The organism is Aquiflexum sp., assembly GCF_041751335.1.
Lineage (GTDB): Bacteria > Bacteroidota > Bacteroidia > Cytophagales > Cyclobacteriaceae > Aquiflexum.
This window is the reverse complement of sequence record NZ_JBGSXS010000023.1, coordinates 1-18,884: the sequence shown is the minus strand read 5'-3', so window position 1 is coordinate 18,884 and position 18,884 is coordinate 1. Positions and strand designations below refer to the sequence as shown.

The window sequence follows — 18,884 nt, the reverse complement described above, 5'->3', positions numbered from 1 at the left end:
AATATGGTATTAAATTGTACTAAAGTAGCAACGCATGAAAATCGGTTTTACTTCTTACAGCCTAACGAGAAGATTCTATTTTCTTTTTTTTATGGTTTCACTCTTCATTTTCACATTAAGATCAACCTATGGACAAACCGTAGAATCAGATGAAAGAGCCCTTTTAAATGTGGATGAAGGAATCAAATTCTCAAAGGATTCTCTTTTTTTGATGAATTTAAGATTCAGAATGCAGAACAGGGCAGGATTGAATACTTTGGGAGGAGATGAATTTAGCGTCAATGCTTTTGAAATGAGGGTTAGAAGACTCCGCCTGCGATTTGACGGTTTTGTAGGAAACCCCAAATTCCAGTATTATATTCAATTGGCATTTTCTAAAGCAGATCTTGATTTAGAGACTTCTATGATAGCCCAGCCCATTAGGGATGCCATCATTTATTATATTGTTTCAGACAATCTCTATTTTGGTTTTGGGCAATCCAAGTTGCCGGGAAACAGACAGAGGGTGACAAGTTCAGGTAATCTTCAATTTGCTGATAGGTCTATAGCCAACGGATTGTTCAATATTGACAGGGACTTTGGCTTTTTTGCCTACTACACCAAAAAACTGAAACAGGATTCTTTTGTGCAATTAAAAGGAGTGGTTTCATCTGGAGATGGAAGGAACGCCTCTGCTATCAACAATGGTCTTGCTTATACAGGTAGGGTGGAGTATTTGCCTTTGGGTTTATTTAAAAATAATGGAGATTATTCTGAGGGGGATCTAGAATTTGAGCCTAGACCAAAAATATCCATTGGCATGACTTATTCAAAAAATATTAAGGCCAATAAAACTTCCGGGCAGTTGGGCCGGGAATTATTTGAAAATAGAACAATGGACAGTTTTATCCTAGATGGTATATTTAAGTATAAAGGAAACGCCATACTAGCTGAATATATGCAAAGGACCTCTAATGATCCATTTACAAGTAATGAGGCAGGAGATATAAGGTATGTTCAGATTGGTCATGGTATCAACATGCAATTGAGTAAAATGATCTATCAGAATTCTGAATTGGCTTTTAGATATTCCTATGTTGTACCGGGTGATCAGATTGCTTCTTTCCAACAGAGGGTAGATGAGGTGATGATGGGATATACTTATTATCTTAAAGGACATAGGATAAAATTGCAAGGTAATTTTGGATATAAATGGCTAGATGGACTTTCCAATTTGGATAATTCAGGAAATTCTTGGACTGGAATGTTTCAGGTCGAATTCGGGATTTAATTTGAATAATATTTTTTATATTTTTAATTACAATAAGTTTGGTGCAAAAAACAATTTAATGTATGTTTACGGCAATATATTATTTTAAGAATTTTCACCCGAGTTCTAAAAGCTTTATTTTCACCCCATTTTGCTGTTTCTTATGAAAGAAAGAGGTATCAATAATACATTCAAAAAGATCATATATGAATCATCAGAGATGGTCTTTTTGGCTGACGATACCTATCCGTATAATATTTTTTATACCAACGCAGCCTTTGACAAAGGCATGGGTCAATTTTTGGAAGAAAAGACCTTGGTTGGTTTGGGGCTTGATATAAACTCCTATATTTTCAATGAAGAACTGATTATTGATTTTCAAGAAAGGGAGTTTGTGTTCAACTTGGAGTTGCCACAGGAAAACGGTTCCAATTATTTCCTTTTTTATAAAGGTAAGGAGATGAAAAGTAAAGGTATGCCTTCAAAAAAGGATACCCATCAATTCCTTAAAAACTGGAATGATATTATTGGGATTGGTCAGGAGAATTTTCTTTCGTGGGTCAGTGAATCAGTTGAAAATTTGTTGGGATATACACAAGAGGAGGTTACCAATGTTGAGCTGTGCCAGTTTTTCCATACCGATGACCTTCCAAAAGCGCAACAGCTTATTCAGGAGGTAAAAGCAGGAGCGCAACAAGGTCAATTTAAAGCCCGAATGCTTCATAAAGGAGGTGAATTTGTTTGGATGAATTGGCAAGTGAATTTTAATGAGGAAAAATTTTATTTAATAGGTCGGGATATCAGTTCTGACCAATTGGCAATTGCTGATGGAGAATGGAAGCATGAGTTGTTTAAACTGGGAGAAAAAGTTTCTAAATCAGGAGTGTGGGAAATTTCCTTACCTGAAAATGCCATATACTGGAGTGAAGAATTATATGCGATTCACGAAATTGATCAGCCCACTTTTTTTACAATAGATCAGACTATCCTATATTTTCTACCTGAATTCAGGGTTCAGATCCAGAAGGCAATGACAGAACTAATGGCAATAGGTAACAGTTTTGATCTTAAAGCTAAAATCAGAACTCAAAAAGGAAATGAAAAATGGGTAAGGGTTTTGGGGAAAGCCCTTTTTAAAGATAATGAGGTCAGTAAGGTTTATGGTACTTTTCAGGATATTTCCGATGAATATAATTTATTGAATGAGTTGGGTCTTTTCAAGGAGATGTTTGATCTTTCTCCTGAAGCTATTTTGGTAACGGATGTTTCCGGGAAAATCATTTTCACCAATCAGGAAGCAAATCAAAAATTGGATTTTACATCTGAGAACATACCATCAAGTTCAATTAGGGAATTTGACACCAACTTTATTGAGGAATCCAAATGGGTTGACCATGTTTCCCTATTGACCAATGAAAAAAGCAGGATATATCAGAGCTCCTTTAAGAAATCAAATGGAACTGAATATCAGGCTGAAGTAAATTGCAACCTCATTGAAATTCAGGGGAAAAAGTATATCATATCATTTGTCAGAGATATATCTGATAGAATTGTACTGGAAAAGTCCTTACAGGAATCATCAGATTTCTTACTGCACTTGACTGAACAGGTACCTGGCGCTCTCTATCAATTTGTCTTGGATAAAGAAGGGGAGATGACTTTTTCCTATCTAAGTCCGGGGATCAAGGATTTGTTGGGGGTAAAAGAGGCTGAATTCAGCAGCATGAAAAATATTGGTCAGGCCATCAATAAAGTTCATCCTGAAGATATTGCTCAAGTGTTGACTTCCACAGTGGCATCTGCGAGAACCCTAAAACCTTGGACCTGTCAATTCAGGCTGATTGAGCCAGTCAGTGGAAATTATAAATGGGTCTTAGGAGCTGCCAAGCCCGAACTTCTGGAGAATGGTGATGTGGTTTGGTACGGATATCTAACTGATATTTCCGAACAGAAACGCTTTGAAAATAATCTTAAGAGTGCTAGGGAACAAGCGGAAAGAGCAAGTCAGATCAAATCTGAATTTCTATCCATGATCAGCCATGAACTGAGAACGCCTTTAAATGCAATTTCAGGTTCAGTGTATTCCCTGCTACAGGACGACCATACTTCAATTCAAGCCTCGGCTTTGAACACCATCAATTTTGCTGTTGACAATTTGATCATCATGATCAATGACCTTTTGGATTACCAAAAAATTGAAGCAGGGAAACTGACTTTGGAAAATAATCCAATGAATCTCAAAAATGTAGTGGGTCAGGTGATCAATGGACTTGAATTTCATGCAAAAGACAGCAGGAATAAGCTTACCCTACACATGCTTGAGGAGCTGAATATTGATGTAAAGGCTGATAAAGTCAGATTAGCGCAGGTGTTGAACAACCTAATCACCAATGCACTCAAATTCACCAATAACGGAAGGGTTGACGTTACCTTGAAACTAAAGGAAAGTAAAGAAGGCAAAGCCAGGGTATATTTTGAAGTAAAAGATACGGGCATTGGAATAGCTAAAGAACATCAAGCCAGAATATTTGACCAATTTGATCAGATTCAACATTCATTCAGCAAAAAATATGGAGGCACTGGTTTGGGACTTTCTATTACCAAGAAATTGCTGGAGCAAATGAACAGCAATATCAGTATTGAATCTGAGTTAGGAGTTGGTTCTGTTTTTTACTTCGAAGTTGAGTTTGAAAAAATCAGTAAAGTTACCTCACCCGTCCCAGCTACACCCATCCCAGCTGAAACAGCTATAAGGAAAGTCAAACTACTGATGGCTGAGGATAATGATGTGAATGCATTGGTTTTAGGAAAAATCATCAAGAAATGGGGCTTAGACTATGACAGGGTATTCAATGGGCAGGAAGCAGTGGATGCTGTAGCCAAAACCAATTATGACTGTGTTTTGATGGATATTCAAATGCCGGTGATGGATGGTTTCGAAGCCACCGCAATCATTAAGACCATTTCAAATGTGCCTGTAATTGCATTGTCTGCGGCGGCCAAACAAGATCTTTTAGAAAAAATCGAGGAGTGTGGATTTACAGGTTATGTATCCAAGCCTATTGATGCTGCTGAGCTGTTAAAGAAAATCAAAGAAGTCATTGGTTAAGCTTTTAAAGATTATTTGCTTTTTCAAGGTATTCCTTCACTAAATCCATTTCAGGATCCTTTTCATTTACTTCTGTCAAATACCTCAAAGCAAGATCCTTTTCATTATTTAGGTAATGATATATACCTTTATTTCTGAATGCGAACAGATTTCTGGGATTTTGTTTGAGGCTATAATTTATATCCTCTAGTCCTTTTTCCAATTCATTCCTATATAATTGATATAGACCCCTGTTATTGTAAAAATAAGCTTGGTTGGAATTAAGCGAAATTGCTTTGTTGATCAAAGTCATCGCGTCATTAAATTCCCCATTATCAAATGCAATCATGGATCTCAAATTATAAATGTTGGCTTCAGTAGGTTCTAATTTTTCGGCTTTGTCCAAAGCCATTAAAGCTTTTTCAAAATCCTTTAGATAATAAAAGATGGTTGCTTGATTTACTAAAACTTCAGGATTGTCCGGAGATAGGCTCAGTGCTTTTTCAAATGAGTTCAAAGATTCCTGATAATTTTTGAGTTGTTCCAAAACCAATCCTTCCAAAAAATAACTTCTCCAACTTTCAGACTTAATTGATATCAGTGATTTACTATCTTCCAAAGCCTTATAAAACTCACCATTGTCCATATAAGTCACTCCTCTTTCAAAAAGGGCCATGGTATCAGTAGGGTAGGTTTTCAAGATGGAAGAATAATCTACTATGGCATTTTCATACCTGTTCAATTGATACATGACCAAGCCCCTGTTGAAAAGCGCATCCCTGAAATCAGGGTCAATTTTGAGGGCTTCTCCATAAAAATCAATAGCGGATTTTGTATCGTTTTCTTTCAACTTCTCATTACCTTTTAGCAAGTACCTTTCTTTTTTGGTATCCGGACTATCACAGGAAAGTAACGAGATGTTCCATATCAGAAAAATAATTATAAAGTTATGTGGGATCAGTCTCTTTTTTGTCATTGTTTTTTTCTTCACCTAACAACAAGGCAAATGGCATAGTGGATTCACTAAGTTCAAATATTTTCCTTAATACGGCCAAAGTAGGTATAATCATGATCATTCCGATCACTCCCCAAATAGACGCACCTATCAGCAAGCCAACTAATGTAACAAATGCATTGAGATTAACATTGCTTCCAACAATTTTCGGAGTCAAATAATTACTTTCTATCATCTGAATAATCTGAAAGGCTATCACAACACCAATAGGGTAAAAAAGGCTGTCCTTGGTGAGAAATGCAAATATGGTGGGCAAAATTGCCCCAAGAAATGGGCCCAGATATGGAATGACATTCAATAATGCTGCAAAGACGCCAAAGAAAACGGCATGTTTGATTCCAAGTCCAAATAAGACTGCGATATTCATAACCGCTAATATTGCCATTACTTTCATGATTCCGATAATATAATTCTGAACTACTTTTCTTAAAATTCTGATTTCCTGTTTAATTTTATGGTCTTCGTAATTTTTAAAGAATGAAGCTATAAAAGTGGTAAGATGATCTCTGTAAAGAAGAAAAAAGAAAATGAAAACAGGTAATAATACCACACTAGCAAGAGATCCCAAAGTACCAAGAAGGAATTCAGCAAGATTTGAGCTGTTGGACTGTAAAAGATTTATCAAATAATCTTGGTTAAAGCCTTGGCCAATACCAGTTTCAATTTTAAGGTTTTCAATGATGAAACTATCTATTTGTTCAAGATACTTATTGAGTGTTTCTCCCACATTTCCAAGATCTTTGCTGAAACTAGCAACTTGTAGGACTACAAATGTAAATATTCCAAGTATTGCAAAAACCCCTGACAATAAGGCAATTATCGTACTCAGCGTCCTAGATATTTTTTTGCTTTCAAACCAGTTCCCCATTGGAGTAAGTAGCACTGAGATCAGGCCTGCAAGAAATAAAGGGACAAGAATGCTTCGGCCGATGATCAGAATAAAAATAATGACAATGATTAGTAAAAGTACAAATAGCGCTTTAAGATAGGCAGGCAGTTGTAATTTATTTAATTCCATATTCCTTTAAAAATTGAAAATTTAAATTTAATAGCTTTCATTTCTCCAAGTTTAACCCAGATCAAACGGAACTCTACGTTTTGTATTCAAGACCTTAAGAAATTTCAATGCGGACTAATTTTATGCTATACTCAATGGACAAAACAAGATTATTAAAATTAGTTCTATTTTTGACAGATTAAAAATTAAATAGTGGAAAGAGAAAAATCGAATTGGATAAGAATTTCATTTGTTGTCAGCATTGTGTTACTGATAGTCAAATTCTATTCTTTTTATATAACCAATTCCACGGCAATCCTTACTGATGCGCTTGAAAGTATAGTAAATGTGGTAGCGGCTGGATTCGCAACTTTTAGCATTTACTTGAGTTCAAGACCCCGAGATGATAATCACCCGTATGGACATGGTAAGATTGAATTTTTTAGCGCTGGGGTGGAGGGCACTTTGATTATTCTTGCTGGTGTATTTATATTGCATCAATCCATTTATAATTTATTTTTCCCAAAAGAACTTGAAAAACTGGTAGAGGGAGTTATGTTGGTAACATTCGCAGGTTCAGTAAATGGTATACTTGGATATTTTTTACAAAAAAAAGGAAAAGCGCTGAACAGTCTGACTCTTGAGGCGAGTGGCAAACATTTGATAACAGATACCCTGACTAGTTTTCTTTTGGTTTTTGGAGTTTTGATTATCTACCTGACCCAATATATGTTTTTGGATTCGGTGATTGCCATCTTGTTTTCTTTTTATATCATGTTTTCGGGATATGGCTTGGTCAGAAGGTCTGTGGGCGGGCTTATGGATGAGGCCGACCCTAAAGCCTTGGAGTCAACTGTCAATGTAATTAATTATAACAGAAAAAATACTTGGATTGATATCCACAACATGAGAGTGCAACAATACGGAGGAGATAGGCATATTGATCTTCATCTGACATTGCCTTATTATTTAGATTTAAAACAAGTACATCTTGAGGTAGAACAACTCGAAGAGGTCTTGGAGGATGATTGGAGAGGAGATATGGAAGTTTTTGTCCATTCTGATCCTTGCATACCCGAAAAATGCTGTCACTATTGCCAAATCATTGATTGTCCTGTAAGAAAAGTACCTTTCGAGAAGAAAATAGAATGGACAGCGTCAAATATGTCGAAGAACCAAAAACATTATCATGATCTACATGGATAATATTGTTTTACCAAAGAATATTTTTTTTTAAAAATTTTTGTTATTTTTGACAAAATACAAAAAACTTAGTATATTCGTTAAAAAAAAGCCATGAACGAGGACAAACAATTTCGGATACTGCTAGCGGTAACATCCGTAGTATGGTTGATTCTTGTTGGAGTTCTCATTGTGATCTAACAAGAAATCAAAGGATTAAAAGCTGTTCCTTAAACAGCAATTGCTTTTCAAATGGATTAAAGAGTTTGAAAATGGACATGTCTTTACATGTCCTTTTTTTATTTTAAGAGTATAAGAAAAATTTTTCTGTTTTGTTTTAAGCTTCCAAACCTTATTTTTAGGAATACATATTCATTAAAATCTTCAACCGTAAATTTCAATCCTATGAAAAAATCAATACTGGGATTTTTGGGAATTTTATTTTCCCTTCAAGTATGGGGGCAAGAAACTTCCCATGATGCATTTATTACTAAAAATCTTGATGCCAATACAGAAAAGTTTTCGAAAGCTGCCCGTGAAATATGGGAAAACCCGGAATTGGGGTTTTTGGAATTCACCAGTTCTAAAGTACTAATAGAAGAATTAAAAGCTTCAGGATTTAATGTGGAAACAGGAGTGGCAGGTATGCCTACGGCTTTTGTTGCAACCTATGACAAAGGTGGTCCCGTTATTGGGTTTTTGGCAGAATATGATGCGTTGCCAGGTTTGTCGCAGGATGCAGTTCCTTACAGATCCGTGATAGTAGAAGGCGGAAGTGGACATGGATGTGGACATAACTTATTTGGGACTGCGGTCGTAGCTTCAGGAGTCGCCCTTAAAGATTGGATTGATGCAAATAATATCAAGGCTACTATCAAAATTTTTGGAACACCGGCAGAAGAAAGTGGTGGAGGCAAGGTTTATATGGCCCGTGATGGCATCTTCAACGGAGTAGATGCTGTCATCAATTGGCATCCTTCCGATAGAAATGCAGCAAATGCTTCGAGTTGCAATGCTGTAATTGGTGGCAGGTTCAAATTTCATGGTGAAACTGCCCATGCAGCAGCCTCGCCACAAAGGGGAAGATCTGCACTTGATGCCGTGGAGGCCATGAATATGATGGTCAATATGATGCGTGAACATGTAGATCAGGAAAGTAGAATCCATTATATTATTTCCAATGGTGGTTTGGCGCCAAACGTTGTGCCTGACTATGCAGAGGTTCAGTATATGATCAGGCATCCTGATATAACCGAACTTAAAGATATGTGGGCCAGAATTGGAAAAGCGGCCGAAGGTGCTGCCATGGGAACAGGTACAAAGGTTGATATTGAACTAGCATCAGGATTATATGGTCTCTTGCCCAATGAAACTTTAGCCAAAGTGATGCATAAAAATCTTTCTTCGTTAGGTGGATTTGAGTACAGCCCAGAAGAGATTGAGTTTGCAAGGGAGATACAAAAAACATTTAACTCGAAAAACATTCCTCCCATAGAATCAACTAAAAATATCGAGCCGTACCGTGTCAATTTCTTCCCGGCTTCTACAGATGTTGGTGATGTAAGTTATGTCGTACCTACTGTAGGATTAGGCACTGCAACTTGGGTTCCGGGAACAGCTGCCCATACGTGGCAGGCTGTAGCGGCGGATGGTATGAGTATTGGATACAAAGGCATGATGCTTGCCGCTAAAACAATGGCGCTTACAGGCAAAGACTTGATTTTGAATCCTTTGTTGATCAAAGAAGCGACCAATGAATTCAATGAACGCATGGGAGATTTGAAATACGAAGCTCTTGTTGGGGATAAAAAAGTACCTCTTGATTTCAATATAAAAAATTGAATTACAAAATAAAAATCAAAAAAAGGATGGGTAAAAAGCCATCCTTTTTTTGATTACACGTGAGCTCTACTACTGAAAATCCGGATTTGTAAAATTACAACTTCAATGAGTTTTTTATTTAAACTAATCCAGCTCTTTTTAACAAGGCCTCTGGTTGAGGTTCCCTTCCCCTAAATCTTCGGTACAGTATTGATGGATGTACTCGTCCACCGGCAGAAAGGATGTTCTCCATGAAAGAAGTAGCTGTCTCCTTATCGAAAATTCCTTTTTCCAAAAACAATTCAAAAGCATCTGCATCCAACACTTCGGCCCATTTGTAACTGTAGTAACCAGCAGCATACCCCCCTTGGAAAATATGTGAAAAAGAAGTACTCATCAATGTGCCTTCAACATCAGGAAGTAAGTTGGTAGCTTCCATTATCTTTTTTTCGAATTCCGGAATATCTTGAATCTGAGTTGGTTCAGTACTATGGTATGCCATGTCCAAGAGTCCAAAACTTATCTGCCTTAGGGTTTGATATCCTTGATGGAAATTGGAGGCATTTTTTATTTTATTGATCAAATCCTCAGAAATCGGTTCACCTGTTTCGTAGTGTTTGGCGAAAAGGTCCAAACACTCTTTTTCATAACACCAGTTTTCAAATATCTGAGAGGGAAGTTCAACAAAATCCCAATAAACACTTGTCCCTGAAAGTGATTCATAGGTGCCTTTTGCCAACATCCCATGAAGTGCATGTCCAAACTCATGGAAAAGCGTCGTTACTTCATTGAAAGTCAAAAGAGATGGTTTGGTTTTGGTTGGTTTGGTGAAGTTGCATACAATAGAAACATGAGGTCTTTTATCTTTTCCATCAATCACTTTTTGACCACGGAAACTTGTCATCCATGCCCCATTTCTCTTTCCTGCACGAGGGAAAAAGTCCGCATAAAAGACAGAAATATGGTTTCCATTTTCGTCTTTGACTTCATAAGCGCTTACCTCTGGATGGTAAACAGGAATGTCTGTATTGATTTCAAATTTCAATCCATAAAGTTTTTCTGCGGTGCTAAAAACACCATTTATTACATTTTCAAGTTTAAAGAACGGACGGAGTAATTCGTCATCCACTTCATATTTTTGTTTTTTGAGTTTTTCGGAATAATAGCCAAAATCCCACTTTTCAACCTTTTCCAGGTTATCCAACTCTTTGGCGAATTTCTCTAATTCCTCGACCTCTTTATGTGCTTTGGGTTTTGCTTTTTCCAATAAATTGGATAGAAAGTGCATCACTTCAGGACCACTTTTTGCCATTCTTTCTTCCAAAACAAAATCAGAAAAACTTTTGTAACCCAATAAAGCAGCCCTTTCAGTTTTCAACCTGAGCATGTCCTTGATATGCTGCTGATTGTCCAGTTCATCACTTTTACTGCATTTGGTGTTGTATGCCTGGAAAATCTCCTGTCTCAATGGCCGATTATCCGCATAGGTCATAAATGGGATATAGCTAGGGTAGGCTAATGTGAACACCCATTTGCCAGATTTACCCTTTTCTTCGGCTGTTTGTGCGGCCGCTTCTTTCACAGCATCAGGTAATCCAGAAAGATTGCCCATATCTTCAATGATAAGTTCATACTTATTGGTTTCGGCCAATACATTTTCACCAAACTTAAGCCCAAGCTGCGATAATTCTTTATCGATTTCCCGGAGCCTGTTTTTTTGTTTCTCATCAAGCTGCGCACCGTTCCGAACAAATGCCTTATAGGTTTTCACCAAAAGTGTATCCTGTTCTTCATTTAACTTTAATTGATCTTTTTGAGCATAAACCTGTTTGATATGATCAAATAATACCTCATCGAGCAATACATCATTGCTATGTGCAGTTAACAAAGGAGAAATCTCCCTGGCCAAAGCTTGAATTTCATCACTTGTTTCTGCTGAATTAAGATTGAAAAAAATAGCTGAGACTACGTTAAGTCTGTCACCCGCTTGATCCAATGCAGCGATAGTATTTTCAAAATCCGGAAGAGGTTGGCTTTTGATTGTAGCGATATCATTTTTAGCGAAATTGATGGCTTCCTGTATGGCAGGAAGAAAATGTTCGGTTTTGATAAGATGAAAAGGAGGGGTATCAAATGGAGTAGTGAATTTTTCCAATAATGGATTCATAGATATAATATTTAATTTAATCTGAAAAACACTTCAATTCGGACAAAGTTAACCAACTTTTGATGTTTTTTGGAAAGCATGTGGTTTATAAAGGCCTAGAAAATTATCAGGAAAAGATCATGATTTGTAGACCATGAGGTAAAACCCCAACCATAAAAAGAAACAAATAACATAACTAAATAGAATTACTATTGTAGATTCAGAAATACTTCGCCTGCTGATGGAATGAAATCCCATAACCAAAACAAAAATGTAAAGCAGTTCAAAAAGATTGATAGCCTGTAGCGGATAGATATATTTTGGGGAGATAGTGCCCAAATCAACCAAGTTATAGAATGAGAGAGGATAGAAGTTCTTCACTTCTAAATAGGTCACAGAATCTGATGGTTGGATAAAATATAACAATTTTATCAACTCAGGAAAAACAAAAATTACTTCTGCTACTAGAATAAATTGCCATAATTTAGTAAAGGAGGTTTTATAGCCAAAAGCAAAGGCCCCTGTCCAAATCACAAAAGCAGTCACCGTAAATTTCCATAACAATGCAAATGGTGTCCACAAGTAATTCAAAGCATTGAAAATATGGAAGATGGTAAAGGTACCATCCGCCTCTAACTCATCATAACCTGGGACGCTTTGGAGTATCAGATCATTGGTCACATAGCGTATCAACAAAAATAAAACAACAAGAATCAGAAAAAACAATCTCTTGTCGAAATCTATTGTATCCTGAATACGTTGAGAAATTGAACTTTGTGGAATCGCCATATCATAAAATAATTATTGCCAAATCTAAATGATTGTTTGGATTACCATATAATTTTGAAGAAAATTTAGAATAAGAATGCGGACATTACTGATATTATTTGGTTTTTTATTCATCAGCACCACCCTCGTGGCTGATGCCCAAGAAGAACCCTTGGATAAAATTGGAATTGAGGAATCTCCATACCTCCTTTTGGATAAGGGACTTCAATTCAGGATTACTGAAAATGTAAATGCACTTTATAATTTTGACTTCGCAACAGCTGAGCGGGGTTTCAGGGTGCTTCAATATCAATATCCTGACCATCCATTGCCTTATTTTTTATTAGGATTAAGTACATGGTGGAAAATCGCACCGGATATCGAAAACAAGAGGATGGATGAACTGTTCATCAGACAGATGGACGAAGTGATCGACAAAGCAAAAAAGATGCTTAACGATGATTCTGGTAATAGAGAGGCTGCATTTTTTCTGGCAGGTGCATATGGCTTCCAAGGGAGATTGCTTAGTGAAAGGAAGAGTTGGGCCAAAGCCACATTTGCTGGCAAGAATGCACTGAAATACCTCAATTTGAGTAGGGGTGAGGAAGAACTCAATCCAGAGCTTTTGTTGGGTGATGCACTTTTTAATTATTTCTCTGTTTGGATTCCTGAGAACTATCCTTATTTGAAACCTGTGGTAGCCTTATTCCCAAAAGGTGATAAAGCCCTAGGTTTGAAGCAATTGGAGGATGTTGCCCAAAATGCGTTTTATGCAAGGGTTGAAGCACAATATTTTTTGTTTAGGTTATATTCTTCTGATGAAAAGCAACCTTACAAAGCCTTGGCCATTACTGACTATTTACATTCCAAATTTCCAAACAATCCCTATTTTCATCGATCTTATGCGAGACATTTATATACAGTTGGAAGAATCACAGAGTCCAAAGAAAAGTCAGAGGAGATATTGAGAAGGATTGAAGAAGGATGGACAGGATATGAGTCTAATTCAGGCAGATATGCAGCATTTTATATCGCCCAGTTTTATGATAGGGTAAATGAAAAACAGGAAGCAAAAAAATATTATCTCAAGACGCTTTCTTATGGTGAAGAATCAGAAAGCCAGGAAAGTGGGTATTATTTATTTTCGTTAATAGCTTTGGGAAAGATGGCCAATGAAGAGAAGAACAAAGTACTGGCAAAACAATATTTCAATCAAGTAAAGAAATATGCCAAGAGAAAACACCCCGCGCACATCGAAGCTCGAAATTATATCAAAAAGAATAAACTTTAATTAAACTTTCTCGTTCCAAAAATAGAAAAATCAGGAGATAATTTGAAAAATTTCATAAAGTTGAAAATAATTCAATGCAAAAATTCTGAAAAGTAGTTAATCAGATAACAATATTTTGGTTTCAACCACGTTTTTTGTTAGTAATTGCTTTAAAACAATATCAAATTATATTACCTTTGTACAACATAATATTTTGAAAATTCTTCAATCATGGATAATAGCATTAAAGTGAAATTCGATAAAATAGACCGCAAGATCCTAGAGATCCTACAAGGAAACGCCAAAATTACCAACGCCCAGCTTTCTAAAGATATTGGACTTTCTCCTGCACCGACATTGGAGCGTGTGAAAAAGTTGGAGCAATCAGGAATCATAAAAAGCTATCATGCTAAACTAGACCCTGAGAAAATCGGCCTTGGTGTCAGTACTTTTGTTCTTGTAAGCCTAATAGGTCATAACAAAGGAAATATCGATGCTTTTATGCGAGAAATCAACGAAATACAAGAAGTAATCGAATGCCATCATATTACAGGTACAGGCGACTTTATTTTAAAAATAATAGCCAAAGATATCACCGCTTATCAAAAATTGATGCTTGAGAAAGTAAGTGAAATTAAAGAAGTGGATTCAATGCAATCTATGGTGATTCTTTCTACATTTAAGGATAGCAAAGTATTGCCGATCCCTGCATAATTTAAAGATTAAAGATTTAAGGGTGGCCTAAAGTCACCCTTTTTTTATGCCTAATTATGGAAAATCCCTGGAAAACCAAATCTATTAAAGATATTTATGACAACCCTTGGATCAAACTTGAAGAGCATCAGGTGGTGATTCCTTCTGGAAAAGACGGGATTTATGGAAAAGTCATTTTTAAAAACAAAGCCTTAGGAATTATTCCGATTGATCTAGAAGGAAATACTTGGCTAATTGGTCAATATCGGTATACTTTGGACGAGTTTTCTTGGGAAATACCCATGGGTGGAGGACCTATTGAAATAGATATTTTGGAATCTGCAAAGCGCGAGCTTAAAGAAGAAACGGGACTTCTTGCCGAAAAGTGGACCAATATTCTTAGGATTCATACTTCCAATTCAGTGACTGATGAGGAAGGTTTTGTCTTTCTTGCTGAGGGCTTGACCGAGGGGGAAACAGAATTTGAAGAAACAGAACAACTGCATGTTTTGAAATTACCGCTTCAGGATGCTGTACAAAAGGTCATGGATGGTGAAATCACTGACGCAATATCTATTGCAGGCTTACTCAAAGTAGCCAAACTGAAGAATATTTGATCATTTTGTATATTGTAGGTAATGACAATTGCTGATTTTAAAGATAATTTTTCCAAAACCACTTATTTAGCAGTTCCGGTAATGCTTAGCCAATTGGGCCAAGTATTGGTCGGCGTTGCTGACAGTATGATGGTAGGTAGATTGGGAGCAGAACCTTTGGCAGCAGCATCTTTGGCAAATAGTATTTTTTATGTTGCCCTGATGTTTGGTATTGGGGTTTCCATGGCAATCACTCCCTTGGTGGCAATGGAGGATGGAAAGAGAAATGCGGGTAAAATTTCAAGACTCTTCAATCATGCATTTGTGATCAATATGGCCACAGGAACCATGTTGTTCCTATTGATTGTCTTAGCCTCCCCATTATTGAAACATTTGAATCAACCTAAGGAGGTGGTGATCCAAGCGATTCCATATCTTGTTATTATCACTTTTTCTTTGCTGCCATTCATGTTTTTCCAAACATTCAAACAACTAGCAGAAGGGCTTTCCCAAACCAAACAAGCCATGTATATCACATTGTTCTGCAATGCAATAAACGTTTTTTTAAATTGGGTTTTGATCTATGGTAATTTGGGGTTTTCATCCATGGGATTGAATGGTGCTGGTTGGGCAACCCTTATTTCTCGGGTTATGATGGCTGTGGTCATTGTCTATTATGTTCGAAAATCAAAACGGTATAAACCATATTCATTGGGTCTTGGGATAAAAAAAATGAGTTTTCACATGATAGCCCGAATGCTGAAAATAGGTGTGCCTACTGGTTTTCAGTTTATTTTTGAGGTCGGTGCTTTCAGTGCGGCGGCCATTATGATGGGATGGATCAGTGTCAATGCACTTGCTGCCCATCAGATAGCCATCAACCTTGCATCGGTGAGTTATATGATGGCTTCGGGGCTTTCAATAGCTGCAATGGTCAGGGTGGGTAATCAACTCGGAAGAAATGACATCAAATCTCTCCGAGAGGCTGGATTCACCGTTTTTATAATGGTCACAATGTTTATGAGTATATCAGCTGTAATTTTCATTGTTTTCAGGGAGTTTTTGCCATCGCTTTATATAGATGATACGGCGGTTATTCAAATGAGTGCAACCTTACTTATCATTGCTGGCTTATTCCAATTATCGGATGGTATACAAGTGGTGGGACTAGGGGCTTTAAGGGGTATGGCAGACGTTAGGGTTCCAACTGTTGTAACTCTAGTGGCTTATTGGATCATTGGTTTGCCATTGGGTTATTTTTTTGCATTCGTATTGGGAATGCAGGAAGTGGGTATTTGGTATGGTTTACTGATAGGATTGACAGTCACAGGAATTCTGCTTTTATTCAGGTTTCAGCGTTTAAGTTCAAGGCTTTTGCGTGAAAAGAATTCAAAAATCCCATCAATATAGTTTGGTTTTTTATTTAAAGGGATTCTTTCTATTTTCCGATAAATTATTCAAACTGAAAATGAAAAAAATCTTTACCCTAAATGCCGTTCTCTTTTTATTGACTCATATTTCTTTTTCTCAAAGTCTCCATGTTTTGTCCCAAAAGGAGCAAGCCGTGGTGATTGACAAATGGCTGGAAGAAAGAATAAAAACCTTACTGCCTTCCCTGATGGATAGGGCTGACATTGATATGTGGGTAATTATTTCAAGGGAGTATAATGAAGATCCTGTGATCAGGACTTTTTTGCCAGCTACATGGCATGCCGCAAGACGGAGAACCATGCTAGTCATCTACAAAGCACCAAACAGTCAGGAAGTAGAGACACTTGCTGTTGCAAGATATGATGTGGGGAAATCTTTCAAAAAAGCTTGGGATCCCGAAACCCAGCCTGATCAATGGAAAAGATTGGCAGATTTGATTGCCGAGAAAAATCCAAAAAAAATTGGTCTGAATATGGCCAAAGACTATGGCCATGCTGATGGATTGAATGTGACTGAATACAATACCCTTTTAGAATACCTTCCCAAAAATTATCATTCAAAAATCACCTCTGCCCAAAGTTTGGCCGTAGGATGGTTGGAAACAAGGACACCCTCTGAAATGGCAACATATAGACATATTCAAGCCATAGCCAATCAAATCATAGCGGAAGGACTTTCTGAAAATGTGATCACTCCCGGGGTGACTACAACTGAAGATGTGGTATGGTGGTACAGGGAAAGAATTAAGGAGTTAAAGCTTGATACTTGGTTTCACCCATCTGTTGATATTCAAAGACCAGACCCTAACTCCCAGGAGCATTTAAGGTCATTTGCGGTAAAAGCGGATTCAGAAGTAATTATGCCGGGAGATATTCTCCATATGGATTTTGGAATCACCTATTTGAGGTTAAATACAGATACCCAACAATTAGCCTATGTGCTAAAGCCAGGTGAAGATGAGGTGCCTCAATACCTCGAAGATGCGATGAAAGTGGGCAACAGGCTTCAGGATATTCTCACATCTCAATTTGTAAGCGGAAGGACTGGGAATCAAATTTTGAGAGAAACCAGAAAAATGATGGATTCTGAAGGTATCAATGGAAGTATTTACTCACATCCGCTTGGGACTCACGGCCATGCTTCAGGACCGACTATTGGTATGTGGGATAATCAAGGGGATACAAAAGGAGCGGGGGACTACCCATTATATCCCAATACAGTCTATGCCATTGAGCTGAATGCAGTTGTATTTGTAAAAGAGTGGAACAAAGAGGTTAGGATTATGCTGGAGGAAGGCGCCTTTTATGATGGTGAAAAAGTGACTTATCTCAATGGAAGACTGAAAAATTATATGACTATACCGAGGGTTTCCAATCATTTGAAAAATTAGAGTCGATTTAATTGAAATTAATTTGAAATCGAGCTTTTAGATTTATCAAATAAATCATGGGGCTCAGGCACTTCCTGAATTTGCAAGAGTATCCCGTAACTAATCAGGTAATGAGCCATGGTGTACGCCAAAATGCTAATAGCATGTCTTATTGGATCTTTACTGTAGAAATCCATGCCAGTAATTGAAGCACTGACTATGAATAGAAAAGCTCCAAAAAAAACAATGTTGAAACTTTTTCGGCTTACAAAAAACCTCCTGTTCATAGCCAGAATAAAAGCACCGATACCAATAAAAGAGTAGAAAAGGCTCGGGAAAAACAGGTCATCAGTGAAGGATAGGATCATCGAGGCATAGACGCCAAGAATGGCAGAAAGCACAAATTCAGGCCACAATTTTTTCAACTTTGGTTTAGACCCTTCAATTCCAAGTTTTGAAGATTTGATATACAATAACCCATAAAAGGTCTGTGCGACAATGAAAGTGCAAATCCCTAAGGTTTTAAACAAATTAATTTCAATATCGGGCAGCATAAAAATATCACCAATAAATGAGAAGAAAATAGCCACAATCATCAAAGGCATCAGCGAGTGATTGTTGTCTTTAAATCTTAAAATCAGGTAAATGATAAGAATTGGAAGTGTAATCAGATTAAAAAAATAAAAACCAGTTTTCAAATTGGTCAAAAGAAAAATAATTGAAAGTAAAACACAAATAAAATATATAGCGGTCAAAGCATTCTTCCAAGCTAACATTAGAGTCTATAATTAATAAATTTAAATGGTTATGCGCTTCTTTGCCAGTAATCCAATATTCTAATTCAAACATGTTGGAAGTCCGATGTCGGAAGTCCGATGTACTGGGCATTTAAGTTTCCTGGCTAGAATTAAAATGAATAACCATTTTACTGGCATCATAGCGTACACGCATATAAATTTAAATGTAAATGAATAACTCAAAATATAACATACTTTTTAAATAAAAATTTAATTAAAAATGTTATAATTAACTTGAATTACAAATTTTTATACTTAATTGCTATGGTTAAGTATTATTTATAAAATTGCATTATAAAATTGAATTTTAATTTATTAAGGTTTTAAAACTGGTATTTCTTTATTTTTTGGAATTGTCAAAAGAAAGAAAAAAGCCACAATTGAAGTGGCTGCTCCTAGTGAAAAAACCAAAGCAAAGTTTTTGACATCATTTGCAAAGACAAATCCTGACACCAAAGCGCC

The 18,884-nt window shown here is 36.8% G+C and carries 14 protein-coding genes; 9 read left to right on the top strand and 5 right to left on the bottom strand.

From position 1 onward, the window contains the following. The first annotated feature begins 34 nt into the window (after positions 1 to 34). Both ACEW8U_RS01220 and ACEW8U_RS01215 read left to right on the top strand, forming a co-directional pair. Positions 35 to 1,270, top strand: a complete 1,236-nt coding sequence (locus ACEW8U_RS01220) for a porin (RefSeq protein WP_373520210.1) — start codon at positions 35 to 37, stop codon at positions 1,268 to 1,270. A 142-nt stretch (positions 1,271 to 1,412) separates the two neighbouring features. Beyond that, the gene (locus ACEW8U_RS01215; RefSeq protein WP_373520209.1) at positions 1,413 to 4,358 is read left to right on the top strand and encodes a PAS domain S-box protein; all 2,946 of its coding nucleotides are present in this window, start codon (positions 1,413 to 1,415) and stop codon (positions 4,356 to 4,358) included. A 4-nt stretch (positions 4,359 to 4,362) separates the two neighbouring features. On the opposite strand, the gene ACEW8U_RS01210 is transcribed toward ACEW8U_RS01215, so the two are convergent. Together ACEW8U_RS01210 and ACEW8U_RS01205 are read right to left on the bottom strand one after the other, a co-directional pair. Continuing rightward, a complete protein-coding gene (locus tag ACEW8U_RS01210) occupies positions 4,363 to 5,313 on the bottom strand; it encodes a tetratricopeptide repeat protein (RefSeq protein WP_373520208.1) in 951 nt (316 codons plus the stop codon). After that, on the bottom strand, positions 5,285 to 6,370 hold the full coding sequence (locus ACEW8U_RS01205) for an AI-2E family transporter (RefSeq protein WP_373520207.1): 1,086 nt from the start codon (positions 6,368 to 6,370) through the stop codon (positions 5,285 to 5,287). The genes ACEW8U_RS01210 and ACEW8U_RS01205 overlap by 29 nt, the downstream gene beginning before the upstream one ends. A gap of 192 nt (positions 6,371 to 6,562) precedes the next feature. On the opposite strand from ACEW8U_RS01205, the gene ACEW8U_RS01200 reads away from it, so the two are divergent. Then, a complete protein-coding gene (locus ACEW8U_RS01200; protein ID WP_373520206.1) occupies positions 6,563 to 7,555 on the top strand; it encodes a cation diffusion facilitator family transporter in 993 nt (330 codons plus the stop codon). A gap of 381 nt (positions 7,556 to 7,936) precedes the next feature. Beyond that, a complete protein-coding gene (locus ACEW8U_RS01195; RefSeq protein WP_373520205.1) occupies positions 7,937 to 9,373 on the top strand; it encodes an amidohydrolase in 1,437 nt (478 codons plus the stop codon). A 118-nt stretch (positions 9,374 to 9,491) separates the two neighbouring features. Here the strand turns inward: ACEW8U_RS01195 and ACEW8U_RS01190 are convergent, their stop codons facing one another. Then, positions 9,492 to 11,519, bottom strand: coding sequence for a M3 family metallopeptidase (locus ACEW8U_RS01190; protein WP_373520204.1), 2,028 nt, complete (start codon positions 11,517 to 11,519; stop codon positions 9,492 to 9,494). 117 nt (positions 11,520 to 11,636) lie between these two features. Next, positions 11,637 to 12,287, bottom strand: coding sequence for a sulfate ABC transporter permease (locus ACEW8U_RS01185; RefSeq protein WP_373520203.1), 651 nt, complete (start codon positions 12,285 to 12,287; stop codon positions 11,637 to 11,639). A gap of 76 nt (positions 12,288 to 12,363) precedes the next feature. Here ACEW8U_RS01185 and ACEW8U_RS01180 point away from each other — a divergent pair, with 76 nt between their 5' ends. The 5 genes from ACEW8U_RS01180 to ACEW8U_RS01160 all read left to right on the top strand — a co-directional run bounded on the left by ACEW8U_RS01180 (position 12,364) and on the right by ACEW8U_RS01160 (position 17,646). Then, positions 12,364 to 13,557 (top strand): tol-pal system protein YbgF, encoded by a 1,194-nt coding sequence (locus ACEW8U_RS01180; RefSeq protein ID WP_373520202.1) that lies wholly within the window; start codon positions 12,364 to 12,366, stop codon positions 13,555 to 13,557. A 210-nt stretch (positions 13,558 to 13,767) separates the two neighbouring features. Beyond that, positions 13,768 to 14,250, top strand: coding sequence for an Lrp/AsnC family transcriptional regulator (locus ACEW8U_RS01175; protein ID WP_373520201.1), 483 nt, complete (start codon positions 13,768 to 13,770; stop codon positions 14,248 to 14,250). A 56-nt stretch (positions 14,251 to 14,306) separates the two neighbouring features. Next, positions 14,307 to 14,846 carry an NUDIX domain-containing protein gene (locus ACEW8U_RS01170; RefSeq protein WP_373520200.1) on the top strand — a complete coding sequence of 180 codons (540 nt, stop codon included), beginning with the start codon at positions 14,307 to 14,309 and terminating at the stop codon, positions 14,844 to 14,846. Between the two features lie 21 nt (positions 14,847 to 14,867). Beyond that, entirely contained in the window at positions 14,868 to 16,235 is a 1,368-nt protein-coding gene (locus ACEW8U_RS01165; protein ID WP_373520199.1) for an MATE family efflux transporter, read from the top strand. A 58-nt stretch (positions 16,236 to 16,293) separates the two neighbouring features. Next, the gene (locus tag ACEW8U_RS01160) at positions 16,294 to 17,646 is read left to right on the top strand and encodes a M24 family metallopeptidase (protein WP_373520198.1); all 1,353 of its coding nucleotides are present in this window, start codon (positions 16,294 to 16,296) and stop codon (positions 17,644 to 17,646) included. Between the two features lie 17 nt (positions 17,647 to 17,663). On the opposite strand, the gene ACEW8U_RS01155 is transcribed toward ACEW8U_RS01160, so the two are convergent. Next, entirely contained in the window at positions 17,664 to 18,332 is a 669-nt protein-coding gene (locus ACEW8U_RS01155; protein WP_373520197.1) for a lysoplasmalogenase family protein, read from the bottom strand. Positions 18,333 to 18,884 lie beyond the last annotated feature (552 nt).